Consider the following 22,640-nt stretch of genomic DNA (forward strand, 5'->3'; position numbering starts at 1 on the left):
TCGTGGAGGCGCGGTCTCTGGCTATTTATGAAAATTTTCTGAGGGGTGGTTGTTGTTTATGTTTGGACAAAACAAGCATCCGGAAAAGGCTCAACCAGAGCCGCATTGGTTGAACAAAAAGCAAATGGCGGCAAGCTGTGGAATCAGTGTGCAAGCCTTTGATAAATGGGGCGTTAAGCCGATATCTAAAATCGGCAATTCTGTTTATTTCGATGCCCGTTCAGTGGTTGATAATCGGCTCGATAATGAGCGGGGCAAACAACAACCTGAGCTACCAGAAGATCGCGACGAAAGTGAAATTGAATATCAAACCTGGCGTTTGACCAAAGCGCGCGCCGACGCTCAGGAATTGACCAACGAAAAGGAACGCCAGCAAGTCGTTGAAGCTGAATTTGCCACGTTCGTCTTGTCTAAAATCGCGTCATCGGTGGCCAGTCGATTAGATACTGTGCCGCTGAATATTCGTCGGCGTTTTCCGGAGCTGGAAACAAAACACATTGAGTACCTGACCAGGGAGATTGCTAAAGCCCGGAACATTGCAGCCGGACTTGACGCCATGATCCCGGAGTTACTTGATGACTATCTCAACCGCACAGATTGATTCACTGCGGCGAGCAGTGGCGGTTGGGTTAACTGCACTGCACCGGCCGGAGCCGGTCACGCCGAACGAGTGGCTTAACGAGCACTACTACTTACCCAAAGAATCAAGCTACCAGGAAGGGCGCTGGGAAAGCCTGCCGTTTCAGGTGGCTATCGTCAACGCCATGGGTAACGACGACCTGCGTGAAGTGAACTTCATCAAGTCGGCCCGGGTTGGTTACAGCAAGGTGCTACTGGGCGTCACGGCCTACTTGATCGAGCATAAGAAACGTAACGGTGGCATCTACCTGCCAACCGATTCTGATGCCGACAATTTCATGAAAACGCACGTTGAGCCGACGATCCGCGACGTGCCACCTCTGTTGGCTATTGCCCCCTGGTCTGGCAAGCGCCATCGCGATAACACCCTGGGCATTAAGCGCTTCTCGAATGGTCGCGGCTTATGGGTGATGGGTGGTAAGGCGGCGCGGGCCTACCGTGAAAAGTCGTTCGATTACGTGATGTATGACGAGCTGTCGTCATTCGATGAAGACATCGAGAAAGAAGGCTCGCCCACGTTTCTGGGTGACAAGCGAATTGAAGGCTCAACCTTCCCCAAGTCGATTCGAGGCAGTACGCCAAAGACCAAGGGCCACTGCCAAATCGAGCGCGCGGCCAGTGAGTCACCGCACTTTCTGCGGTTTCATGTGCCGTGCCCACACTGTGGTGAGTTCCAGTTCCTTAAGTGGGGTGGGGCGGATTGTGCTTTTGGCATGAAGTGGGAAAAAGGCAACCCCAAAACTGCCTATTACTGCTGCGAGCATAACGGTTGTGCCATTGAGCAATCGGATCTGGTTCAAGTAGCAGGGGTGTGGATTTGTGATAACACCGGCCTGACTACCAAAGACGGTATCGACTGGTTTGATGATAAAGGCCAGCCGACCGATACACCGGACAGCGTTACCTTTCATATCTGGACCGCATACAGCCCGTTCACGACCTGGGGCCGGGTGGCGGTGGATTTTTATAAGGCCAAGGACGACCGCGGCAAGCTCAAGACCTTTACCAACACCACGCTGGGTGAAACCTTCGACGATACCGAAGGCACCAAACTGGAGTGGGAGCAGGTCGCAGCGCGGCGTGAAGTCTATACCGCCGAGGTGCCATTACCCGCTCTGTATTTGAGCGCGGGCGTCGACGTGCAGGATGACCGCATAGAAGGCGAAATCACCGGCTGGAGCACGGGCGAAGAAAGCTGGGTGCTGCATTACTTCCGGCTTTATGGAGATCCGGGCAAACAATTGCTGTGGGATAAGCTGCGTGAGCAACTCACTCAGCAATATACCCGAGCCGATGGCCAGCTGATGGATATCAAAATCGCCTGCATTGACTCCGGTGGCCATTATACCGATGAGGTGTATACCTTTTGCAAGCCGCGGCCCATGCAGTGGATCCCCATTAAAGGCGCCAGTATTTACGGTAAACCGATTGCCAACTTCCCACGCAAGCGCACCCGCAAGGGCGTGTATTTAACCGAAGTGGGTACGGACAACGCCAAAGACGTGATCTATGGCCGGCTGGTTACCGTACCCAGCAGCCTGGATGGCAATAACCCCGGCTACCGACATCACCCGATAGCCGAGTGGGCCGACGATGATTACTTCAAAGGCCTGACCTGCGAAGTGAAGAAAGTCGACTTCGTGAAGGGAAAGCGGGTGTACCGGTGGGTTAACCCCTCCCATGCCCGTAACGAACCGACCGACTGCGCGGTTTACTCACTGGCGGCGTGTCGCATTGGCCAGCAACACTTTGGTTGGAACCTCAATCAGCCGCGACCCACGTTAGAACCAGAACCTAAACCCATTAAACCCGCCCAGCAGCCACCGCCGACTAACAAGGCGGCTAGCAGCTGGATGGGCAACACCAATCGAGGCGGATGGCTATGAATGAAGCTGAATTAAGATCGCTGCTTGCTAAATACATACAAGCCGAAGCCGACCTGCTGTCCGGCAAGTCTGTAACGTGGGGCAACCGCCAGATCAGCCGCGAAAGCCTCAGCGAAATCCGCAAAGGCCGCCACGAGGTGGAAACCAGGCTGGCGGCGCTAAACCCTCGTGCCCGTAATCGACCGCAATACAGTCTGGCGAAATTTTTATGAAGATAATCGAAAGGCTCATCACAGCGGTATCGCCTGGCTGGGCGGCGAGCCGAGCGAAGAAGATATATACAGCTAATGTCTACGAGGCCGCTAAAAAATCACGTACTCATAAGGCAGAGCGAGAGCAGCGTTCGGGCAACCAGGCGGTGTTTGCCGCCGGCCGCAGCTTGCGCGAACAAGCCCGCTGGTTGGATGAAAACCACGACATTGTGATCGGCCTGCTCGACAAGATGGAAGAGCGCATCGTCGGCGCGCGCGGCATTCAGATAGAGCCGCAGCCCATGAGTATGACCGGCGACATTCACGAAGAACTGGCCAGCAACATTCGCAAGGCGTGGGCCGAGTGGTCATTGCGCCCCGAGGTCACCGGCCGCCTGAGTCGCCCCGAGATGGAGCGCTTGGTGGCTCGGTCCTGGCTGCGCGACGGCGAAGTGTTTGGCCAGCAGGTGAAAGGCACCGTGCCTGGCTATCAGCACCTGACCAGCACCCCGTTTGCCATCGAACTGCTCGAGGCCGATTTTGTGCCGCTGGAGCTGAACGACCTGGCTAAAAAGGTACGCCAAGGCATCCGCATTGACACCTGGGGCCGGGCGAAGGGCTACCAAGTATTGCTCGATCACCCTGGCGAAATGGGTATCCGACACAAGACCAAAGAGGTGCCGGCAGACAGCATGCTGCATTTGGCGCTGGTGCGCCGCTTGCACCAGTTGCGTGGCGTGAGCCTGCTGCATGGGGTGATCACCCGTCTGGCCGATCTGAAAGACGTGGAAGAGTCCGAGCGGGTGGCCGCGCGTATTTCGGCCGCCCTGGCGTTCTTTATTCGCAAGGGGGCGGCGGATATGTACACGTCCCCGTCGGATGGCACTGACTCGACTCCACGCGAATTCCCCATTGCCCCGGGCATGACCTTTGACGATCTGCGCGCCGGTGAAGAGGTGGGCAGCATTCAAAGCAACCGGCCCAACGTCGCGCTCAACATCTGGCGCGAAGGGCAATTGCGCAGCGTGTCAGCAGGCACCCGTGCCGGTTACTCTAGCGTGGCGCGCGACTATGACGGCACCTACAGCGCCCAGCGCCAAGAGCTGGTTGAAGGCTTTGAAGGGTATGCCGTGCTGCAGGATGCGTTTATTGCCCAATGGTCCCGGCCTGTGTATCGCACCTGGTTAGAAATGGCGATTGCTTCTGGCCAGATAACCATACCGCCAGAAGTGGACCGTAACAGCCTGTTTAACGCCCTGTATCTGGCGCCGGTGATGCCCTGGATTGACCCCGCCAAAGAGTCCAAGGCGTGGCGCGAACAAATACGCGGCGGCGCCGCCAGTGAAAGCGAATGGATACGAGCGCGGGGCCGCAATCCGGATGAAGTTCGTCGCCAGCGCACGGCGGATAAAGAGTTTAACCGTCAGCACGGCATTACCACCGACTCGGATCCAGCCAACGACAGAGGACCACATGAACCCAATGAAGCCCCCAGCTCTGATGAGCCCGAAAGCAGCGGCTCACGCAGTCGCAGCAAGTGATGAACGCTGGTACCAGATTTATGCAGCGACCGACAGCCACCCGCTAGAAATCACCATTTACGGCGTGATTGGCTGGGATGTATCTGCTCAGCAGTTTATTAACGACGCCAAAGCAAGCGGCCTGTTTGAAGCCAAGAACATTGCTATCCGTCTGCACACCCCGGGCGGTGATGTGATGGACGGTTTTGCCATCTTCAACATTCTGTCGGGCCTGAGCGCCAAGATTGATATTTATGTGGATGGCATGGCCGCCAGCATGGGCAGTGTGTTGGCGTGCTTACCCAATGGCACCCTGCACATGCCAGAGAACGCCTGGCTGATGATTCACAAACCGTGGGGTGGCAGCGTAGGCGATGCCGACGACCTGCGTGATTACGCCGAGTTTTTGGACCGTAACGAAGCCATGCTGCTCAAGGCTTACACCGGCAAGACCGGCAAGTCGGAAGAAGAAATCAAAGCCATGCTCAAGCCGGATACCTGGTTAAACGGTGCAGAAGCCAAAGAGCAGGGTTTTGTTGATCACGTTATCGCCCCCTTGAAGGCGGCGGCTTTACTTACTCATAGAACTGAGGAACTGAACATGCCAAAGGCATTGCAATCCCTGATGGGCGCTCGCGCCGAAGGCGGTCAACCGCCAGCAACACCCAACGCCGCGGCACCTGTTGTTCCTGCTGCGCCTGCTCCAACCCCAGCGCCGGTCGCTCAACAGTCGGCGCCGGTAACGGCGCCACCCAGCGCCGCCGACCTGCAGGCTCAGTTCAAGGCGCAAGAGCAAGGCCGACAAGCCGAGATCCGCGACCTGTTCGCGCTGGCGGGCAATCGCCACCTGGACTTGATGGCCACCTGCCTGGGTAATCTGGACACCACGCCCGCACAGGCGCGGGCCAGCCTGCTGGAAGCCATGGGCAGAGACACCACGCCCAGCACGCCGGCCAATGGCGCCCACATTCACGCCGGCAACGGCAATATTGTGGGTGACAGCATCGCCGCATCCATTATGGCCCGTGCCGGCTTCGCCAACGCCGAAGCGGACAACAACTACAACCACATGACGCTGCGAGAGCTGGCCCGAGCATCCCTGGCTGATCGCGGTGTGGGCGTTGCCAGCTATAACCCGATGCAAATGGTCGGCATGTCGTTTACCCACACCAGCTCCGACTTTGGCAACATTCTGCTGGACGTGGCGCACAAGGCCTTGCTGCAGGGCTGGGAAGAAGCGGAAGAAACCTTCCAGCTGTGGACCAAGCGCGGCCAGTTGAGCGACTTCAAAACCTCCAAGCGCGTGGGCATGGGCGAGTTTCCGTCACTGCGCCAGGTGCGTGAAGGGGCCGAGTACAAGCACATCACCGTCGGCGATACCGGCGAGCAAATCCAGCTGGCCACCTACGGCGAGCTGTTCGGCATTACCCGTCAGGCCATCATCAACGATGATCTGGGTGCGCTGATCGACATTCCCATGAAGATGGGCATGGCGGCCAAGGCCACCATCGGCGACCTGGTGTATGCGGTGCTGATGGACAACCCCAAGCTGAGTGACGGCAAAGCGCTGTTCCATGCGGATCACAAGAACACCACCACCGGTGCCTTGAGCATCGAGTCGCTGGACGCGGCGCGCGCCATGATGCGCACCCAGCGCACCATGACCGAAGGCGGCAAGGCGCGTTCGTTGAACATTCGCCCGGCCTACGTGCTGACGCCGGTCAGCCTGGAGTCCAAGGCCAAGCAGATCATTGGTTCTGCCTCCGTGCCGGGGGCAGAAACAAACAGCGGCATTGAAAACCCGCTGCGCAACTTTGCCGAGGTGATTGCCGAGCCGCGACTGGACGGTGACGCCGGTACCAACAAGCAATGGTACCTGGCGGCCAAGGCGGGCTCCGACACCATCGAGGTTGCCTACCTCAACGGTATCGATACCCCGTACATCGAACAGCAGCAGGGCTTTACCAGTGATGGTATCGCCACCAAGGTGCGCATCGATGCCGGTGTGGCGCCGCTGGATTATCGCGGTCTGGCTCGTTCAACCGGCGTTTAATCACCCCCCCCATTTAAAGCGGCCAACTCGGCCGCTTTGTTATTTAGAGAGAAACATCATGGCGAAAAACTATGTACAAGATGGCGGCACCATCGTGCTGATCGCCCCCGCTGGCGGCGTGGTTAGTGGCGGCGTGGTCGTCATCAACGATCTGGTGGTGGTGTCCCTGGCGGATGCCGCAGCAGGTGACCCCTTTTCAGCTTGCACCGATGGCGTTTGGTCTGTGCCCTGTACCGCGGGCCTTAAAACGGGTGTCGCGGTGGGCTGGCTTACCGACAAGCTGGTAGCTGCCGCCACCGCCTCGGCAGTAGCCGCCGGTAAGCTGGTTACCGACGAAGCCGGCGGTTATGCGGATCTGCGACTGAGCAACTAACCACGGGGCCGCTGGCCCCACTTTTTCAAAGGTGGCGACATGAGCTGGAGTAACATCACCAGCCGGATGGATGAGGCGATCATGGCCACGGTCAACGACGGCCTGTGCCAGTACCAGGGCACGGCCGCCAACGCGACCGACGCGCCCTACATACTGGATCGGGACGTTGAGCTGTTCGACGGCTCGGGGCCGGATCAGGGCGTGGCGCAGCTGGTGACCACGGTCAGCATTCAGTCCGGCCTGCTCGGCGGGGCATCGCGCCAGGGGGATCGCATCATCACCGCAGAGCGCAGCTGGACGGTGCAGCAAACCCTGAAGGATGACGGCCACATGCGTCAGCTGTACGTCACATGATCGGCGTTAAATACGACATTCGCATGCTGCAGAAGCTCCGCCAGCAGTTTGATCAAAAAGACGTTAACAAGGCCCTGATCTGGGCGCTGGATGCGACTACGCGTAAGGCGGCGACCTTTATCAGTCGCGACTTGCGCGGCACCTATGCGGTGTCGGCCAACCAGGTCAAACAGCACCTCAAGATCAAGCGGGTGGAACGGGACGCCAGTCGCGCCCTGCTGTACACCGGTAAAAAGCTGCCGTTGGCTCAGTTTGCACCCCGGCCAAAAGTGGTGCGGGTGCTGGCCACCAGCAGCCGGGGCAAACCGTTCAAGACCAAGCGCAAAGGGGTCACCCTGCGGGTGCGTAAAGATGCCGGTCGCAAGCTGGTTAAAGGCGGCTGGCACGCCAAGGGGCACATATTGCGCCGGGCTGACGCGGCCGATAACCGCTCGGATCCGCGCATTCAGTACGGCCCCAGCATTCCCGGCATGGTGGCGCACCCCGCCACCATAGACCAGGCACAGGAGCTGGTTCGTCGCGAGCTGCCCAAAGAGTTCAGCGGCCGGCTGGAATACATCCTCGGCAAAAAGTAGAGGCCAACATGGACCATGACGTGATCGAGCCGTTGCTCGCACACCTGGCGCAGCAATGCCCGGACATTCCAACCATCGACGAGGCCTGGTTCGCGGCGCCGCTCGACCGGTTTGACGAACAGTGCCCGGCGGTGATGCCGTACCTGGCCGAAGAACGCATTCGCGGCCCGGTCGCAACCCTGCGGCCGGTGCAGCCGGTGAGCCTGGTCTATGGCCTCTGGATTGTCTGCCCCCGCGCCGTTTTTCGCACCGTGCGCCAGAACGTCGCCGATGCGTTGTTTGGCCATCAGTTCAGCGAGCGGCATGACCCCGCCGCCTACATGGGCGGCAAGGTCGATGACATTCGCGGCAACCTAATCTGGTGGCAGGAATTCTGGACCGTCGACAGCCATCGCCGCACCACACCGTAACGACACAATTTAAAGACGGGAGGCCTCATGGCATCTGGTGGCAGTTATCAAATCAACGAAAACGGCGAGCGCGAACTGAAGCAGCGTTCCGGTCATAAGCTAACCCCCGAACATGCGGCCCCGGCGGCCCAAACCAAGAAGGTAAACACCGATGAAAACACGCAAAAAAGCGCTGCTGGTCGCCGCTGAGTCCAGCTATGGCGTATCACCGTTAATCTCGACCGCCACCCTGATGACAGTGTCCGAACTGGACAGTTCGCCGTATGAAGGTGACCGGGTAGAGCGCACCCGGCTGCGCGAGCAGTTTGGCGCCCAGGCCGAGGTGAACGTGGCCCCGTTCGCCACCGTTACCGCCACCGTACCGCTGGCCGGCTCCGGCGCCGCCGGCACCGCCCCCAACTTTGGTCTGCTGCTGCGCGCCTGCGGCCTGGCCGAGACCGTATCGGTCGGCACCTCGGTGGCCTACCAGCCCGCCACCGACGACCATGAGTCGTTCACCGTCTGGTTTGTGGAAGACGGTCAGTTGCAGCAGGTACCGGGTTGCCGTGGCACGGTAGAGCTCAGCCTTACCGCCAAAGAAATGCCCACCATGCAGTTTACGCTTACCGGCCTGTACCAGCGGCCCGTGGTGCACGCGGGCCCCCTGGCGCAAACCCTGACCAACATAGTCGACGAGATCCCGGTCAACAAGGGCAATACCACCGAGTTTACCGTGCACGGTCACGCCGGTTGCGGTCAGTCGCTCAGCATCAACCTGGGCAACACGGTCGGCCATCGCCACCTGATTGGTTGCGAAAACGTGCAGATCACCGATCGCGTGGCCACCGGCAGCGTAGAAGTGGAAGCGCCCGACCTGGCGACAAAGAACTACTTTCAGGCGCTGGAATCACACGAAACCGTCACCCTGGGCGCTATCGGTCTGACCCACGGCACCACCGTCGGCAACATAGTGCAGCTGGCCGCACCCAAGACCCAACTGTCGACCATCAGCCGCTCCGACAGCGACGGCATAGTGCATTACGCCCTGGACCTGCGCCTGATCCCCGACGTCGGCGACGACGAACTGACTATCACGTTTAAATAAGGAAACATCATGGCTTTTGTAATTAAAAACGTGCCCGAGATTACGGTGCCAGTGGATATTCAGGTGCCGGGCGAGCCGGAAAAAAGCCGCATCCATGCCACCTGGAAGTTGTATGGCTATGACGACGCGCAAACCCGCATCGCCGCCATCCACAAGGGCGAGGTGACCGACGAGCAGTTGACCGAAGACCTGATCAACATCGGCGACCTCAGCGACGAACAGGGCCAGCCGGTGGCGTTCAGCCCCGAGCTGGCCCGGAAGCTGCTGCAGATGACCTATGTGCGTATCCCGCTCATCAACAGCTGGTTCAGCGCCCAGCAGTGCCGCGCCGAGGCCGCCGCAAAAAACTGATCGCCCTCGGCCGCACCTGGGCCGAGGGCGGGCAGGGGGGCAAAAACGAGCTGGACGCGGATTTAGCCGTGCTAGGCATTCAGCTGGATGCCCGGCACACCGAACCGGAAAAAACCGAACTGTGGGCCGAGCACATAGAGGCGTTCGAGTTGTTCGCCGCCTGCTCCAGCCAGTGGCGCATCGTCGCTGGCATGGGCGGCGCCTTCTACCAGGGGCTGGATGCCGCCGCCCTGGCCGCCACCATGGACATGCTGGGCATTGAGCAGGGCCACCGCCGCGAGCGACTGCAACAGGTGCGGCAGATTGAGTCGGGCGCGCTGGAGGTACTGAATAAAAAATAACCCCGACCAGTGCGGGGTTAACTTATTGGAGCTTACAGGCTAAACCCGATGTGCTGGCCTGTGGGCAACTCTATGTCAATGCGCATTTTACCGCCCGCAGCTTCAACATAGCGCTTCATGCTGGACAGCTTCATGTCTGCCCCGCGGCGCTCTAAAGCAGCAACAGACGGTTGACTGATGCCCATGGCGTTAGCCATTTGCAGTTGCGACAAGGTTAGCGCCTCTCGAATAGCCTGAATGTGCACTTCGAGCAGCATTTCGTCGGCCATCTTTTCTATGTTGGCTCGGCTTTTGGTGGGACGGGAGGCCAGTATGTCGTTCAAGTTGCGTGCCATTTGACGTCTCCTTAGCGTGTTAGTGTTGCCAGATGCTTGGCGTATGCCTCATCTGCAATCGGTATCATTCTTTTATAAAATCGCTTTTCATCACCCACTTTATTGCCCGCGCACAACACCATGGCGGTGCGGTTGGGGTCGAACGCGAAAAAAGCTCTTAATGGATCGCCCTGATGCTGAATACGCAGCTCTTTCATATTTGAATGGGCTGAACCATACACCGAGTCAACTAAGGGGCGCCCGATACTGGGCCCGCCCTTTTGCAGCGCGAGCATCCCGGCCAGTACTTTTTCTTGGGTGGCGTTATCTTGCGCATCAAGCCACTCATCAAACAGATCGGTGGTTTCCACGTTCCACATGTGGCGGCCCTTCGTTTTATAGATTGTAGTCTATATTACGGCGGCAAGAAAATTGATACAAGCTTAGATGGCCGCCTACGGGCGGTTTTTTATGCCTGACATTCGGAGTGTTCCATGGCAAAAACCTTTACCACCGGCCTGGTGATCACCGGCGATGCCGGTGGTGGCGTGCGCGCCATCAAGAGCACCGAAGATGCACTGGGGCGGCTTAACCGTACAGTCAAAACCTCGGCCAACACCAGCAAAGACTATACCGCCAGCACGCAGCGCAGCGATGCCGGGCTGGCCACCCTGACCAACACCGCCCGCACGGCGGCGGCGGCGCTGTCTGGGGTGTTTGCGGTGGGGGCGCTGCAGGGCCAGGCGCGACTGGTAGCCGATGCCGAGATACTGTCGCGCACCCTCAAGGTGTCCACCGGCACCCTGATGGAGTGGCAGTACGCGGGTGAACAGGTGAACCTCTCCGCCGAGAAAATGGGCGACATCTTCAAGGACGCCAGCGACAAGATCGGTGATTACCTGGCGAACGAAGGTGGTGAAGCCAAGGATCTGATCGAAAACCTGAAAATCAACATGCAGGAGCTGCGGGCACTTTCTCCGGAACAGCAAATTCTGAAGATGGTCGAGGCCATGGAGCAGCTGCCGGACCAGTCGGTCAAGGTCAACTTCCTGGAATCGCTGGCCGATGACGCCAGCCGCCTGCTGCCGCTGCTGGAAAACAACGGCGAGCTGCTGAAACAATTCAGCGCCGAGGCCCGCAACATGGGCGTGGCGCTGGACGATGGCGACATCGCCAGCATAGTGGCCGCCGACCAGGCGATGAAAACCCTGTCTGCCACCACCCAGGGCCTGACCAACGCCCTGATCGCCGACCTGGGCCCGGGCCTGAACGAGAGCGTGGCCGGGCTGCGCGACTGGATAACCGAAGCCGGTGGCGCCGCCGAGGTAATGGATAACCTGACCACCGTTGGTGGTGCCCTGGCCACCCTGTATGCGGGGCGCCTGGCCGGCGGCATTGCCAGCAAAACCGCCGCCACCCTGCAAGGCATGGCCGCCGAGCGGGCCGCCACCGCCCAAACCGCCCAGCGCATCGCCCAGGAACAGCAGGCTGCCGCCCAAACCGCCCGCCGCGCCGCCGGTGAGCAGACCGCCGCCGTTACCTCGGCGCGCATTGCGGTGCAACGGGCGCAACAGGCCCAGGCCGAGGCTGCCGAGCGGTTGCGATTGATCCAGCTGACCCAGCAACAGATGGCCGCCGAACGGGCGCTGGAAACCCAGCGGCTGCAGGCGCAAATCAGCGCCAAGGGGCGGCAGATGTCGCTGACCCGGCTGGCGGAAATTCGCCGCACCGAGGCCGCGCTGACCGCCCAGCAGGCCGCCGCCGAGCGCACCCTGGCCGCCGCCGAGACCACCACCACCGGCAGCACCCGGGCGCTGAGTGCCGCCAAGCTGGATTTAGCCCGGTCATCCAAAATTGCCGATGCGGCCATCGTATCGTCTACCGTTGCCACTCGTGCGGCCAGCGTCGCCCAGGTGGCCATGACCACCACCACCCGCGCTCTGTCTACGGGCATGGCGCTGCTGGGTGGTCCGGTGGGTGTGGCCATGGTCGCGGCCGGTGCGCTGTACTATTTTGCGCAGCGCTCACGCGAAACCGGCGTGAATGCCGATGAACTGAAACGAAAAATTGATGGTCTGGCCGGGTCCTTTCGCGAGCTCAGCGATATCGAGCGCCGGGTCACACTGGAGAAGCTGAATTACGAGATGGCGCAGACTCGCGCAGAGGTGGCCGAGTCCGAGCGAGTTATCGAGAGTTGGAAGCGAAACCTGAGCTCACTCGACCCCAGTGGCCGTAACGATGCCAACAGCATCATCAGCCAGGAAACGGCGAAGCTGGAAGCGCTGAACGCCAAGCTACAGACCACTCAGGCCACCATGAAGGCGGTGTTTGAAGACGGCATTCCCGATAACTGGACTGACGGCAACAAACCAAGCACCACCCTGCCGCCGGGAAAAACGGATGATGCCGCCGCCAAAAAACTGGCCAACCAGCGCGAGCAGGCCCAGCAATACCTGCAACAGCTGGAACGCCTCAACGCCGATGAGCAGCAGCAGGTGGCCAACTGGCGCACCGACAGCCTGACCCAGACCAAATCCTACTACGACCAGGGCCTGCTTAGCGCCCGGGATTACGAATTCGGCAAGGTGGCCATTGCCGAAGAAGCCGCCCGTCGGCTGCAGGAACTGGAAGACCAGCGCTGGTCAAAATACACCAGCGGTGGTCTGGGTGAGCTGGCCACATTGCAGCGGGATGCTCAGGGGCTGGAAGGTCCCCGCGGCGCGCTTATTCAGCGCGGTGTGGACCAAAGCATTACCGACCAGACCTTTCAGGGATTGCCGTCGGTGGGCGGCCTGGATCCGCAGTTTGGCGGCGCCTTTGGTGAAGCCAACCGCATCGAGCAGGAAAAGGAGAAGATGCTGGCCGCCTACGACCAGCGCATCGCCGACTACCAGAACTATCGTGAAATGGAGCTCGAAAACGCCGAGCTGTACGACGAGCAGATCGCCGCGCTCAGGGATCGACGTACCGAACAGGAAATGGCGGCCGACCAGCAAATCAACCAGGCCAAGCTGGCCGGGGCCGAGTCGACCTTCGGCAGCCTGGCCAGCATAGCGGGCACCTTTGCCGGTAAGCAATCCGGCATCTACAAGGTGATGTTTGCCGCCGAAAAAGCCTTTTCCATCGCTCGCTCCATCATGGCCATTCAAACCGGTATCGCCCAGGCGGCGGCTATTCCGTTCCCTGCCAACATCGGCGCCATGGCCAGCGTGGCGGCGGCCACCGCCAGCATCGTATCCACCATCAGCAGCGTGGCCATGCCGGTGGGTCAGGCCCACGACGGCCTGGACTACGTGCCCAACGAGGGCACCTGGAACCTGCAAAAAGGCGAACGCGTTACCGGCGCCGCCCTTAACCGTGACCTGACCCAGTTTCTGGAGCGGGAGAACAAACAGGGCAACAGTGGTCGTGGTGGTGAGCAGTCGGTGCGCATTGAGCAGAATTTTCATATCGATGCCAACGCCAAGGCCGATCCGCAAACCCTGGCCGGCTTTTACCGCACCGCCAAGCAGGCGGCCCATGAGGCCATCGGCGAAGCTATGCGGCCTGGCGGCCAGTTGAGCAGAGGTTATTGATGGATCTTTTTGAGTTTGAGCCCAGCAGCTGCGAACCATCGCTGCAGCCCAGGGTGAAAGCAGTGCGTTTTGGCGATGGCTACGAGCAGCGCCAACCCGGTGGGCTGAATCACATGCTGCGACGTTACAGCCTGGAGTTTTCCGACCGGCGTGCCGACATCGACGCCATTGATGAGTTTCTTGAGGCCCACGGCGGGGTGGACGCGTTCCGCTGGCTGGCCCCGGATACCTACCGGGAAATTACCGTGGTGTGCCGGCAATGGGCTGGCCCGTTAAAAACCAACTGGCGCACCTTGAGTTGTGTGTTTGAAGAGGTACCCGCATGAGAGATTTATCAGCAAGCCAGCTCATCGACCTGCGCAATGTAGTGCAGGGCGCCGAGGTTGAGTTGTGGGAAGTGGATTTAACGAGCATGGGCGGCGACGTGTATCGCTTCTGCAACGAGGTCAACGAGCGGGGTCAGTCAATCACCTGGCAGGGCGAGCTGTATCAGGCTTATCCCTGCCAGGGTGACGGCTTTGATTGGAGCGGTCAGGGGCCGAGCAACCGGCCCAAGCTGGTGCTGGCCAACATCACCGGCCTGGTGACCGGGTTGTGTGAAGACTACGAGGATTTGGCCGGGGCTTTGGTCACTCGCCGTCTGGTAGAGGCCAAGGCGCTGGACGCGGTGAATTTTCTCAACGGCAACCCCACCGCCGATCCCAGCCGCGAGTTGATGGTGGCCCGTTACCTGGTGGAGCGCCTGACCGACCTTATCGCCGATATCGCCGTGTTTGAGCTGGCCCTGCCCAGCGAAACCGACACCCTGCTGATCCCGGCGCGGGTGGCGTTGACCAACTCGTGCTCCTGGGTGTATCGAGAGTCCGACTGCGGCTACACCGGCGGGCCGGTGGCCGACGCTAAGGATCAGACCACCAGCGACCCGGCACAAGATCGTTGCGGCAAGAGGCTGGCTAGCTGCAAATTACGCTGGGGCGCCAATGCGCCGCTGCCGTTCGGCGGCTTTCCTACCGCCAACAAGTTGGGGTAATTCATGGCGTTAGAGCAACAAATACTGGCGCACGCGCAAGCGGTGGCGCCGGCCGAGTGTTGCGGCCTGGTGGTGGCCACCGCCGAGGGTGAGCGCTATTACCCGGCCGACAATATCTCGGTGATGACCGACACCTTTGAAATTGATCCGGCCGATTGGATCAAGGCCGAACTGGCCGGCGACATCATCGCCGTGGTGCACAGTCACCCAACTGGCCCCGCCGCGCTGTCGATTGCCGACCGCGTCGGCCAGCGTAACACCGGGCTGCCATGGTGGCTGGCGGTGAATGACGAGATACGCCGGTTTCGCAATGTGGCGCCACTGCTTGAGCGTCAGTTTGAGCACGGCAGAACCGATTGTTACACGCTGATCCGCGACGCTTACCACCTGAGCGGCCTGGAGCTGACCGACTATCCGCGCACCGATGACTGGTGGAGCGCCGGAGATGATCTGTATCTGGATAACATTCGGCGCGAAGGCTTTGTGCGGGTGGGGCCAGCGGCCCCACCTCAACTGGGGGACGTGGTGCTGATTTGCCTTGGCGGCACCAAGGCCTGTCATGGCGCCATTTACCTGGGTGACGGCTACCTGCTGCATCATCCGGTTAACCGGCTCAGTAAACGTGATTTGTATTCCGGGTACTGGCAGCGCCAGACCCACAGCATTTGGAGGCACAAACAATGGCAACAGTGCGACTTTACGGCGATCTCAAACGATTTGGCCGCGAGTTCGTTTTCGATGTAAGCACGGTGGGGGAAATATTCCGCGCGCTGTGCTCGCAGCTGCCCGGTTTTCGCCAGGCCATGACGCCCCATCATTACCGGGTGCGGGTGGGTAAAGGTTATCTGCAAGCAGACCAGTTGCAGCAGGGCATGAGTCAGGCAGCCGGGCCGGACGAGGTGATTCATATCGTGCCGGTGGCATCCGGCGCAAAGAGTGGCTGGGGTATTTTTGGCGTGGTCGCCGGTGCCGTACTGGTGGTCGCCGGGCTTGTAACCGGTCAGTTGTGGCTGACCGGTTTGGGCGTAACCCTGATGGTGGGTGGTGCGGCCATGATGCTGACCCAAACCCCGCAGATGATGGATAACAACAAGGGTAACGAGGCGGAATCATCCCGCAACACCTCGTTTTCCAACGTCTCCAACATGTTGCCACAGGGCCGACCGGTACCGCTGGCCTACGGCGAAATTTATACCGGCTCCCTGGTGATAAGCCAGGGGCTTTACAGCGAATAAAGGAGAGATAGCATGGGTGGTGGCGGCGGAAAAGGCGGCGGCGGAGGTGGCGGCGGTAGCGCGCGCACACCGGTAGAGCAGCCGGATACGCTCAAATCCCGCCAGCGGGCACAGATCGTGGATTTGATTTGTGAGGGGCCGATTCTGGGTCCGGTTGACGGCCTGGAGTCGGTGTATCTGAATGACACGCCGGTGCTAAATGCCGACGCCAGCGCCAACTTCAGCGGCGTCGATATTGCGTGGCGAGCCGGGCATCAGGTGCAGGATATACTGCCTGAGCAGTCGGCGCTGGAAACCGAGGTAGCGGTCAGCGCCGAGGTCAAGCAAAGCACGCCATTGGTCAGAACCATCACCAACCCGGACGTTAACCGGGTGCGGGTGACCATTGGTGTGTCGGCGCTGATCTACAGGAATGAACACAGCGACCGCGAGGGTAGCGCGGTGGAGCTGCGGATCGAGACGGGATCCGATGGCGCCTGGACGCTGGCAAAGCAGGTGGTCATCTCGGGCAAAACCAAGTCGCCATATACCGAGTCCCACGTCGTCGGCCCGCCCTCAACCGTGCGGCCGTGGAATGTGCGGGTGGTGAGGGTGACGCCGGATTCCACCTCGGACAGCCTGCAGAACCAAACCCAGTGGCACAGCTACACCGAAATTATCGATGCCAAACTGACCTATCCCAATTCGGCGCTGGTAGGTCTGCGCTTCGATTCAGATCAGTTCCAGAGCATCCCTCGGCGCAACTATCACCTGTACGGGCTCATCATTCAGGTGCCCAGCAATTACGACCCGAACGCGCGCACTTACAGCGGCATTTGGGACGGCAGCTTCAAACCGGAATGGACCGATAACCCGGCGTGGATACTGTACGACTTGCTGACCAATACCCGCTACGGCATGGGCAGAGCGATGGCCGGATTTGCGCCGGACAAGTGGCGACTGTACGAAGTTGCCCAGTATTGCGATCAGCTGGTGGATGACGGCTGGGGCGGCCAGGAGCCGCGCTTTACCTGCAACCTGTTTATTGCCGATCAGCGACAGGCCTACCAGGTGATCAATGATTTGGCCTCGGTTTTTCGCGGCATGCCGGTGTGGGATGGCCTGCAGCTGGGTGTAAATCAAGACCGCCCGCAAGACAGCGTGTGGCAGTTCAACAACAGCAATGTGATCGACGGCCAGTTTCGCTACCAGTCCAGCGCCCGCAAATCGCGCCACACGGCAGTGCAGGTCGAGTACCTGGATAAAGACAACGGCTGGGAAAAGCAGACGGAATACGTACAGGACGACGAGCTGATTGCCCGCTACGGCCTGAATCTGTTTAAAGCCACGGCGTTCGGCTGTACCTCGCGGGGCCAGGCGCGCCGAGTCGGTCAGTGGATGCTGGTCACCGAGAAGTTGGAGCGTCAGCAAGTGGCGTTTGAGGTTGGGCGCGAAGGATTGGTATGCCTACCGGGCGACATTATTGACGTGATCGACAATCAGTATGCGGGCACCCGGCTGGGTGGCCGCGTGCTGGCGGTGGCCGAGAACGTGGTTACCCTGGACGCGCCGATTACCCTGACGGCCGGCCAGGTCAACTGGTTTCACTATCTGGATCACAACAGTCAATTACAGCAACTGCAGGTGTTTAGCCCGACCGAGGGGGCCACCGACACTCTGGTGCTGGGGGATGACCCACTGGGCCTGCAACCGCTGGACACCTTCAACATCAGTGCCGCCAGCCTGACGCCGCGCAAGTGGCGGGTAGTGGGCATCAGCGAAAACCGCGAGCAGGGCACCTATGCCATCAGCGCCCTGCAGCACGTACCGGAAAAACACCAGATCATCGAAAACGGCCTGGCATTCGAGCCGCCGAGCAACACCCTGATTGGCGGCAAGCTGCCACCGGTGGAGCACCTGCAGGCAGACCTGCTGCCGGAGTCTGATAACGCCCAGGTGCGGCTGACCTGGGACACACCCCGAGTGCTGGCGGGCATCCTGTTCGACATAAAAATAATGCTGAATGGTCGCGTCACAGAGCGTACGACGGTAGAAAGCACCGAGTATTACGTCAGAGGTGTGACTCAGGGCAGTTATACCGCCGAGATTCGGGCCAAGAACGGCCAGGGGCAGCTAGGGCCGGCGACGGACCTGACGTTTACCGTGGCACCGCCCCGCGCGCCGGACTCGCTTAGTTTTACCGCCACTAACTTCAGCATCACGATTCGCCCGGAATTCACCGGCCCGGCCAATAGCCTGGGCACCAGTTACGAGTTCTACCACGGCACCAGCCAGGCGGAGGTGACGGCGCAAACCAATCTGTTGGGCCGAGGATTCATCCTCGATCAGCAAGGGCTCAAGCCGGACACTAATTACTGGTATGGCGTGGTGGCGGTTAACGCCATCGGCCGCAGCGGCATGACCGTTGGCAGCAGTAAAACCCTGCTCCAGCCTGAGGACATACTGCAGCTGATTGGGCCCGAGATCCCCAAGCTGGATTGGGCAACGGAACTGCAAGCTCTGGTGGATGAGAACAGTAGCGGTCTGGTGCTGCTCAATGACCGGGCCGCTCTGGTAGTGAACGCCCAGGGCAAGGTGAGTGGCATTACCGTTACAGCCGGCAGCGAAGCCAGCGCTGTGGATTTTCTGGCGGATTTTGTGTCGTTTACCGACCCGGACACGCTCGAGCGCAACCTGTACTGGGACAACACCAAAAAGACCCTGGTGGTAAAAGGCGAGCTGCGGCTGCTGGACGGCACCGCCGTGGGCAGCAAGGGCGACCTGCGCAACGGCGACGGCGGTATTTTTCGGCTCAAAACCGCCACCGGCGAGTTTTCCGCCGATGATGCGCTGACCACGGCGCTGTTCACTTCGGCGTTCAGCATGCAGCCCGGCAATGACACGGTGCTGACCTTGTATGCTACCGACGCCGGTGGGGTGATCACCGCCAGCAGCTCGCGCATGTTTGACGGCACGGCCTGGGTAACACCAACATTGTTTATCGACGGCGATATGATTGCCCTCGGTACCATTCGGGGTGATCGCTTCGTGGCCCGCACCATACTGGGCGAGCACATCAAGGCCGACACCCTGGAGGGCGAGCACCTCAAGTTCCGCACGCTCGACGGTGAGCACATGAAAGTGGGGGCTATCACCGCCGCCAGCGCCGTGCTGGGCAACGCTTCGGTGGAGACCCTGACCGTCGCCGGCAATGCCATCAGTGTGCCCATCGGCATTTACACCCAGGACAACATCACCCTGAGCAACGCCGGCAGCTGGGCCACGGTGCAGACGCTGGTGATCCCCAGCATGGGTTATCCGGTGGATGTGCTGATCGGCTTCAGTTGCCGGGTCAGTAAAAGTGACTCGGTCGGTGCGGGTGGTGGCATCGTCGATTACCAGTTGTTGCGCAACGGCTCCAGTCTGTTGCAGGCAGAGAACCTAAACGCCTACATCGACGACGGCATGCAAATGCTGAGCGGCGCCCGCATCACCAACATCTCCGGCTCGGCAACCATTACCCTGCGGGTGCGCCGGGTGGACAGCTACGCCTCGGTGGCGGTGGGCTACCGCACCCTCTACGCCATTGTGCTCAAACGCTAGGAGACTCCATGTTTGCACTCTATCTCGCCAGCGGGGAAATCACCCGCCTGGTGGACGCGCCGCTGTTTGTGGTGGCGGCCCAGCTGCAGGAGGGCGAGCTGGCCGCCTGGGTGGATGACGACGTGCGTGACGACACCCACTGGATTGACGACGCCGCCACCCCACAGCCGAAGGCCGATTACACCCTTGAGGCTCTACCAATACCCTGCACGGTCACCATCGAGGGGGTGGAGTACCACTGCACCGAACAGCCGGAATTCGAGTTCGACGCCCCCGGTACCTACGTGATCCTGGTGGATGCCGGGCCCCGTTATCTGCGCAAGGAGTTCAACATTGAAAATACGCCACTGCTCGCCTGAGCGCCATGCCCGGGCCAATCAGGAGCGGGACCAGGCCTTCACCGCCGGCATGGAGTGGGGTGGTCATCACTGGCAAATCGATGCCGCCAGTCGTGCCGACATCGCCAACCGCGCCTTGTGGCTGCTGCTCGACCCCAGCATCACCAGCGTAGAGTGGCGCAATCAGGCTAACGACATGGTGCCGCTCAGCCGGACCCAGTTCCTGCAGCTAGCCCAGATGGTGCCCAAGCACTGCGAGCATCTGCAGCGCCATTGCTGGCGGCAGAAAGACTAACCCCATGCCCGCCCAGTGCGGGCCTTTTCATATCGAGGTTTTATGATCACCGTTTCCGGCATTCTCAAAACACCGGGCGGCGCCGTGCTGGCCAACACCGAGATCAAGTTTTACGCCGTGGCCACCGCCAGCAACGTGCTGCAGGGCACCACCGGCCTCATTCTTACCGGCAGTGACGGCAGCTACAGCGTGACCCTGCAGCAGGGTAGCCACCGGGTAACGGTGCGCCAGGGTAACACTCGGCCAGAAACTATCGGCACCGTGCACATCAGCGTCGACACCACGGCGTCTACGCTCAACGAACTGCTGCTGGCTGCCAGCGCCGCCAGCCCGGGAAATCCCCTGGCCGATGAAGTGCTGGCCGCCCGAGATCGCGCCGAAACCGCGGCCACCGAGGCCGAAGCGACCCGGGCTGCCACCGAGGCATTGCGTGACAACACCCAGTCGCTGCGCGACCAGACCAGCGAAATCAGCGGCCTCAGCACCGTGGCCGAGGCCATCGCCACCGCAAGGCTGCCCCAGCCCGATGTCTTCATCCCATTTAACGACAGCCTGCGCATCGAGCGCGGCTACGGCACCCATGACCAGATCGACGTGAGCGCCGCTCAAGACGGGTCGGTGATGGTTAACCTGCCGAGCAAGAGCGCTGACTTTAGCCGCACTTCTGGTGCCGAAAGTATTAACAAGTTTGGACAACTGACGACTCAGGGGGTAGACGAAGCAGGTATCTCATCCCAAGGTGTGGACATCTATAACGCCGCACTGGCAGTGACGAAATGGTCTGAAGATCTGAATAATGTTTCGTGGAAGTCTGCCCGTAGCACCCTTGCATCACTGGGCGCCATTACGACGCTAAACAACAAACTCGGCTGGAAAATTGAGGGGGATGGTACTGAGGGGACCAGTTATATTTATCTGCCATCGTTTACTACCGAGGACAGTCAGGTCTACCAAGTGGGTGTATTTGTTAAGGCTGCAGAAAAGGATACCTTTCAACTGGGATTTCCTGTCGGCAACGGCTTTGACGGGCAGGCGTTTGAGTTTAACCTGAGTACGTTCACGGCGGTGAACCTTAGTTCCACCAACAAAGGCACAGCAACCCTGGTTCCTCTCGATGATGACTGGTTTTGGTGTACGGCCTGGGCGGAATGCACGACAGGTGCTACTGCCAACTGGATCCTGTTTTCCATGGGATTAAATTTGCCGCTCGGGTCGGGTGTGCAGCTTACCGGGCTGGTGGTAACTAAAGGCTTGAGCCCCTACATCAAAACGGAGGATACCAGTGGTGTGTTGCGTTCGCCAGACTCCCTTCGCATCCCGATCGTCAACAACATGCCTGCCCCTGGCCGCCCCTTTACCCTCGTACTGGATTACAGTTTGCCGTTAGGTACCTCCTTTAATTTAATATATATGCTGACAGTAGGGTCTCTCACACACCCTGAGGGGTGCTTACGTCTCGCCTTGAGCCAGACCGGGGCACTCTACGCGGGGTCGGTTAACAACGCGCACGTATCAATCTTTCCTACAGGCCTAGAGACGCCGGGTATGCGACGACTGGGGATAGCCTATGATGGGTCCATTGTTCGCGCGTACGCTGATGGGGTGTGGCTGGGAGATTCCGACCCAGGAGCTATGCTGTACCCCCGCAGCGGAGACATTCACCTGGGCCGATACTCCTCAAGTGGCTATGCCATGGACGGCTCGGTGAAGGCGTTACGGGTTTATCACCGCACCCTAACTTCAGAACAGATGGCCGCACTGGGGGGCCCGCAATGAGCTATTTAACCGTTTACCTTCATGCTGCCGAACGGCAGACCTTGCATGACGCCCTGGCACAGCTGCGGCCGCTGGATGAAGACAACCAGATCTTGGGCGACAGCCCAGATCACCACCTGTTCTGGCTGTCCGATCTGCGTCGGCCAAACGGGGTCATGCTCACCGACGGGGACGGTAATGAGTATCCCGAGACCGAATTAGTGCCGGGATGTCACGCCAATTTGCGCACCCGGCATCAGTCGGTGGTCGACACCCTTACCGCAGCCGGTGTAGTGGTTAACCCGGTCACGCCGATGGTGGTGTTTGCATGAGCCACACCATCATCACCCTGGCCGCCGTACTGGCGGCTTTTTTATTTAACTGGCAATGGCAGGCTGCACTGGCCATGACCGCGTTTTGGGCCGGGCGCGAACATGCCCAGGCAGAATACCGCTGGCTCACCGCCCACAAAGCCAACCGCAGCCGCATGCCCTGGTGTGCCGGTTTTCTGCCGGAATCCTGGCACCGGGACGGCCTGGTCAACGACCTGCTGCTGCCGTCCGTCGCCGGACTGGCCTTGTGCCTGGTCATTTTCTGGCTGGCGTAAAAACAAAAAAAAGCCGGCACATGGCCGGGCTTCTTCTCTCAAATCTCGGGGAATAACCCCGCCTCGCAACACCGCAAAACAGCTACTTACCCGCCAATCATATTCCCCGAAACTCCCGCCAGCCCGTGCCAA

The 22,640-nt window shown here is 60.1% G+C and carries 26 protein-coding genes; 24 read left to right on the forward strand and 2 right to left on the reverse strand.

Annotated elements, in window-relative coordinates; translation table 11 throughout:
- Positions 1-58: 58 nt before the first annotated feature.
- The 13 genes from ABD827_RS04635 to ABD827_RS04695 are packed head-to-tail and all read left to right on the forward strand — an operon-like array spanning position 59 to position 9,777.
- On the forward strand, positions 59-601 hold the full coding sequence (locus tag ABD827_RS04635) for a terminase small subunit (RefSeq protein ID WP_344962802.1): 543 nt from the start codon (positions 59-61) through the stop codon (positions 599-601).
- A complete protein-coding gene (locus tag ABD827_RS04640; RefSeq protein ID WP_344962804.1) occupies positions 576-2,525 on the forward strand; it encodes a phage terminase large subunit family protein in 1,950 nt (649 codons plus the stop codon). Before ABD827_RS04635 ends, ABD827_RS04640 begins: the two co-directional genes overlap by 26 nt.
- Positions 2,522-2,737 (forward strand): hypothetical protein, encoded by a 216-nt coding sequence (locus ABD827_RS04645; RefSeq protein ID WP_344962807.1) that lies wholly within the window; start codon positions 2,522-2,524, stop codon positions 2,735-2,737. The genes ABD827_RS04640 and ABD827_RS04645 overlap by 4 nt, the downstream gene beginning before the upstream one ends.
- Complete coding sequence (locus tag ABD827_RS04650) at positions 2,734-4,257, forward strand: phage portal protein (protein ID WP_344962809.1); 1,524 nt, start codon at positions 2,734-2,736, stop codon at positions 4,255-4,257. Before ABD827_RS04645 ends, ABD827_RS04650 begins: the two co-directional genes overlap by 4 nt.
- Positions 4,217-6,289, forward strand: coding sequence for a ClpP-like prohead protease/major capsid protein fusion protein (locus ABD827_RS04655; protein ID WP_344962811.1), 2,073 nt, complete (start codon positions 4,217-4,219; stop codon positions 6,287-6,289). Before ABD827_RS04650 ends, ABD827_RS04655 begins: the two co-directional genes overlap by 41 nt.
- 58 nt (positions 6,290-6,347) lie before the next feature.
- Positions 6,348-6,662, forward strand: coding sequence for a capsid cement protein (locus tag ABD827_RS04660; RefSeq protein ID WP_344962813.1), 315 nt, complete (start codon positions 6,348-6,350; stop codon positions 6,660-6,662).
- A 39-nt stretch (positions 6,663-6,701) separates the two neighbouring features.
- Positions 6,702-7,016, forward strand: a complete 315-nt coding sequence (locus ABD827_RS04665) for a hypothetical protein (RefSeq protein ID WP_344962815.1) — start codon at positions 6,702-6,704, stop codon at positions 7,014-7,016.
- Positions 7,013-7,591 (forward strand): phage tail protein, encoded by a 579-nt coding sequence (locus ABD827_RS04670; RefSeq protein ID WP_344962817.1) that lies wholly within the window; start codon positions 7,013-7,015, stop codon positions 7,589-7,591. Before ABD827_RS04665 ends, ABD827_RS04670 begins: the two co-directional genes overlap by 4 nt.
- Before the next feature lie 8 nt (positions 7,592-7,599).
- Positions 7,600-8,001: a hypothetical protein gene (locus ABD827_RS04675; protein ID WP_344962819.1), complete on the forward strand. Its 402-nt coding sequence runs from the start codon at positions 7,600-7,602 to the stop codon at positions 7,999-8,001.
- Positions 8,002-8,028: 27 nt separating this feature from the next.
- Positions 8,029-8,190, forward strand: coding sequence for a hypothetical protein (locus ABD827_RS04680; protein WP_344962821.1), 162 nt, complete (start codon positions 8,029-8,031; stop codon positions 8,188-8,190).
- Positions 8,153-9,085 carry a phage tail tube protein gene (locus tag ABD827_RS04685; protein ID WP_344962823.1) on the forward strand — a complete coding sequence of 311 codons (933 nt, stop codon included), beginning with the start codon at positions 8,153-8,155 and terminating at the stop codon, positions 9,083-9,085. The genes ABD827_RS04680 and ABD827_RS04685 overlap by 38 nt, the downstream gene beginning before the upstream one ends.
- A gap of 9 nt (positions 9,086-9,094) precedes the next feature.
- A complete protein-coding gene (locus tag ABD827_RS04690) occupies positions 9,095-9,436 on the forward strand; it encodes a hypothetical protein (RefSeq protein WP_344962826.1) in 342 nt (113 codons plus the stop codon).
- A complete protein-coding gene (locus ABD827_RS04695) occupies positions 9,406-9,777 on the forward strand; it encodes a DUF1799 domain-containing protein (RefSeq protein ID WP_344962827.1) in 372 nt (123 codons plus the stop codon). The genes ABD827_RS04690 and ABD827_RS04695 overlap by 31 nt, the downstream gene beginning before the upstream one ends.
- 32 nt (positions 9,778-9,809) lie before the next feature.
- On the opposite strand, the gene ABD827_RS04700 is transcribed toward ABD827_RS04695, so the two are convergent.
- Both ABD827_RS04700 and ABD827_RS04705 read right to left on the reverse strand, forming a co-directional pair.
- Entirely contained in the window at positions 9,810-10,112 is a 303-nt protein-coding gene (locus ABD827_RS04700) for a helix-turn-helix domain-containing protein (protein WP_344962829.1), read from the reverse strand.
- A gap of 11 nt (positions 10,113-10,123) precedes the next feature.
- Positions 10,124-10,471, reverse strand: a complete 348-nt coding sequence (locus ABD827_RS04705; protein ID WP_344962831.1) for a type II toxin-antitoxin system RelE/ParE family toxin — start codon at positions 10,469-10,471, stop codon at positions 10,124-10,126.
- 114 nt (positions 10,472-10,585) lie between these two features.
- Here ABD827_RS04705 and ABD827_RS04710 point away from each other — a divergent pair, with 114 nt between their 5' ends.
- From ABD827_RS04710 to ABD827_RS04760, 11 genes are read left to right on the forward strand one after another with little or no spacing between them, the layout of a single operon-like run.
- Positions 10,586-13,666 (forward strand): hypothetical protein, encoded by a 3,081-nt coding sequence (locus ABD827_RS04710; RefSeq protein WP_344962833.1) that lies wholly within the window; start codon positions 10,586-10,588, stop codon positions 13,664-13,666.
- Positions 13,666-13,992, forward strand: a complete 327-nt coding sequence (locus ABD827_RS04715) for a phage tail protein (protein WP_344962835.1) — start codon at positions 13,666-13,668, stop codon at positions 13,990-13,992. Before ABD827_RS04710 ends, ABD827_RS04715 begins: the two co-directional genes overlap by 1 nt.
- Positions 13,989-14,696 carry a phage minor tail protein L gene (locus ABD827_RS04720; RefSeq protein ID WP_344962837.1) on the forward strand — a complete coding sequence of 236 codons (708 nt, stop codon included), beginning with the start codon at positions 13,989-13,991 and terminating at the stop codon, positions 14,694-14,696. Before ABD827_RS04715 ends, ABD827_RS04720 begins: the two co-directional genes overlap by 4 nt.
- A 3-nt stretch (positions 14,697-14,699) precedes the next feature.
- Entirely contained in the window at positions 14,700-15,440 is a 741-nt protein-coding gene (locus tag ABD827_RS04725) for a C40 family peptidase (protein ID WP_344962839.1), read from the forward strand.
- Positions 15,377-15,931, forward strand: a complete 555-nt coding sequence (locus ABD827_RS04730; protein WP_344962841.1) for a tail assembly protein — start codon at positions 15,377-15,379, stop codon at positions 15,929-15,931. Before ABD827_RS04725 ends, ABD827_RS04730 begins: the two co-directional genes overlap by 64 nt.
- Positions 15,932-15,943: 12 nt before the next feature.
- Positions 15,944-19,513 (forward strand): TipJ family phage tail tip protein, encoded by a 3,570-nt coding sequence (locus tag ABD827_RS04735; RefSeq protein WP_344962843.1) that lies wholly within the window; start codon positions 15,944-15,946, stop codon positions 19,511-19,513.
- An 8-nt stretch (positions 19,514-19,521) separates the two neighbouring features.
- Positions 19,522-19,872 carry a hypothetical protein gene (locus tag ABD827_RS04740; RefSeq protein WP_344962845.1) on the forward strand — a complete coding sequence of 117 codons (351 nt, stop codon included), beginning with the start codon at positions 19,522-19,524 and terminating at the stop codon, positions 19,870-19,872.
- Positions 19,847-20,146, forward strand: coding sequence for a DUF4376 domain-containing protein (locus ABD827_RS04745; RefSeq protein ID WP_344962847.1), 300 nt, complete (start codon positions 19,847-19,849; stop codon positions 20,144-20,146). The genes ABD827_RS04740 and ABD827_RS04745 overlap by 26 nt, the downstream gene beginning before the upstream one ends.
- Before the next feature lie 42 nt (positions 20,147-20,188).
- Complete coding sequence (locus tag ABD827_RS04750; RefSeq protein WP_344962849.1) at positions 20,189-21,922, forward strand: phage head spike fiber domain-containing protein; 1,734 nt, start codon at positions 20,189-20,191, stop codon at positions 21,920-21,922.
- Positions 21,919-22,233 (forward strand): hypothetical protein, encoded by a 315-nt coding sequence (locus ABD827_RS04755; RefSeq protein ID WP_344962851.1) that lies wholly within the window; start codon positions 21,919-21,921, stop codon positions 22,231-22,233. Before ABD827_RS04750 ends, ABD827_RS04755 begins: the two co-directional genes overlap by 4 nt.
- Complete coding sequence (locus ABD827_RS04760) at positions 22,230-22,508, forward strand: hypothetical protein (RefSeq protein WP_344962853.1); 279 nt, start codon at positions 22,230-22,232, stop codon at positions 22,506-22,508. Before ABD827_RS04755 ends, ABD827_RS04760 begins: the two co-directional genes overlap by 4 nt.
- The last annotated feature ends 132 nt before the right edge of the window (positions 22,509-22,640 follow it).

Origin of the sequence: Oceanisphaera sediminis, from assembly GCF_039539745.1 — a bacterium.
GTDB classification, from domain to species: Bacteria; Pseudomonadota; Gammaproteobacteria; order Enterobacterales; family Aeromonadaceae; genus Oceanimonas; species Oceanimonas sediminis.

Bases quoted from the DNA above. Each gene is read 5' to 3' on its own strand.
- ABD827_RS04635 (WP_344962802.1), top strand. From the start codon at position 59: ATGTTTGGACAAAACAAGCATCCGGAAAAGGCTCAACCAGAGCCGCAT.
- ABD827_RS04640 (WP_344962804.1), top strand. From the start codon at position 576: ATGACTATCTCAACCGCACAGATTGATTCACTGCGGCGAGCAGTGGCG.
- ABD827_RS04645 (WP_344962807.1), top strand. From the start codon at position 2,522: ATGAATGAAGCTGAATTAAGATCGCTGCTTGCTAAATACATACAAGCC.
- ABD827_RS04650 (WP_344962809.1), top strand. From the start codon at position 2,734: ATGAAGATAATCGAAAGGCTCATCACAGCGGTATCGCCTGGCTGGGCG.
- ABD827_RS04655 (WP_344962811.1), top strand. From the start codon at position 4,217: ATGAGCCCGAAAGCAGCGGCTCACGCAGTCGCAGCAAGTGATGAACGC.
- ABD827_RS04660 (WP_344962813.1), top strand. From the start codon at position 6,348: ATGGCGAAAAACTATGTACAAGATGGCGGCACCATCGTGCTGATCGCC.
- ABD827_RS04665 (WP_344962815.1), top strand. From the start codon at position 6,702: ATGAGCTGGAGTAACATCACCAGCCGGATGGATGAGGCGATCATGGCC.
- ABD827_RS04670 (WP_344962817.1), top strand. From the start codon at position 7,013: ATGATCGGCGTTAAATACGACATTCGCATGCTGCAGAAGCTCCGCCAG.
- ABD827_RS04675 (WP_344962819.1), top strand. From the start codon at position 7,600: ATGGACCATGACGTGATCGAGCCGTTGCTCGCACACCTGGCGCAGCAA.
- ABD827_RS04680 (WP_344962821.1), top strand. From the start codon at position 8,029: ATGGCATCTGGTGGCAGTTATCAAATCAACGAAAACGGCGAGCGCGAA.
- ABD827_RS04685 (WP_344962823.1), top strand. From the start codon at position 8,153: ATGAAAACACGCAAAAAAGCGCTGCTGGTCGCCGCTGAGTCCAGCTAT.
- ABD827_RS04690 (WP_344962826.1), top strand. From the start codon at position 9,095: ATGGCTTTTGTAATTAAAAACGTGCCCGAGATTACGGTGCCAGTGGAT.
- ABD827_RS04700 (WP_344962829.1), bottom strand. From the start codon at position 10,112: ATGGCACGCAACTTGAACGACATACTGGCCTCCCGTCCCACCAAAAGC.
- ABD827_RS04705 (WP_344962831.1), bottom strand. From the start codon at position 10,471: ATGTGGAACGTGGAAACCACCGATCTGTTTGATGAGTGGCTTGATGCG.
- ABD827_RS04710 (WP_344962833.1), top strand. From the start codon at position 10,586: ATGGCAAAAACCTTTACCACCGGCCTGGTGATCACCGGCGATGCCGGT.
- ABD827_RS04715 (WP_344962835.1), top strand. From the start codon at position 13,666: ATGGATCTTTTTGAGTTTGAGCCCAGCAGCTGCGAACCATCGCTGCAG.
- ABD827_RS04720 (WP_344962837.1), top strand. From the start codon at position 13,989: ATGAGAGATTTATCAGCAAGCCAGCTCATCGACCTGCGCAATGTAGTG.
- ABD827_RS04725 (WP_344962839.1), top strand. From the start codon at position 14,700: ATGGCGTTAGAGCAACAAATACTGGCGCACGCGCAAGCGGTGGCGCCG.
- ABD827_RS04730 (WP_344962841.1), top strand. From the start codon at position 15,377: ATGGCAACAGTGCGACTTTACGGCGATCTCAAACGATTTGGCCGCGAG.
- ABD827_RS04735 (WP_344962843.1), top strand. From the start codon at position 15,944: ATGGGTGGTGGCGGCGGAAAAGGCGGCGGCGGAGGTGGCGGCGGTAGC.
- ABD827_RS04740 (WP_344962845.1), top strand. From the start codon at position 19,522: ATGTTTGCACTCTATCTCGCCAGCGGGGAAATCACCCGCCTGGTGGAC.
- ABD827_RS04750 (WP_344962849.1), top strand. From the start codon at position 20,189: ATGATCACCGTTTCCGGCATTCTCAAAACACCGGGCGGCGCCGTGCTG.
- ABD827_RS04755 (WP_344962851.1), top strand. From the start codon at position 21,919: ATGAGCTATTTAACCGTTTACCTTCATGCTGCCGAACGGCAGACCTTG.
- ABD827_RS04760 (WP_344962853.1), top strand. From the start codon at position 22,230: ATGAGCCACACCATCATCACCCTGGCCGCCGTACTGGCGGCTTTTTTA.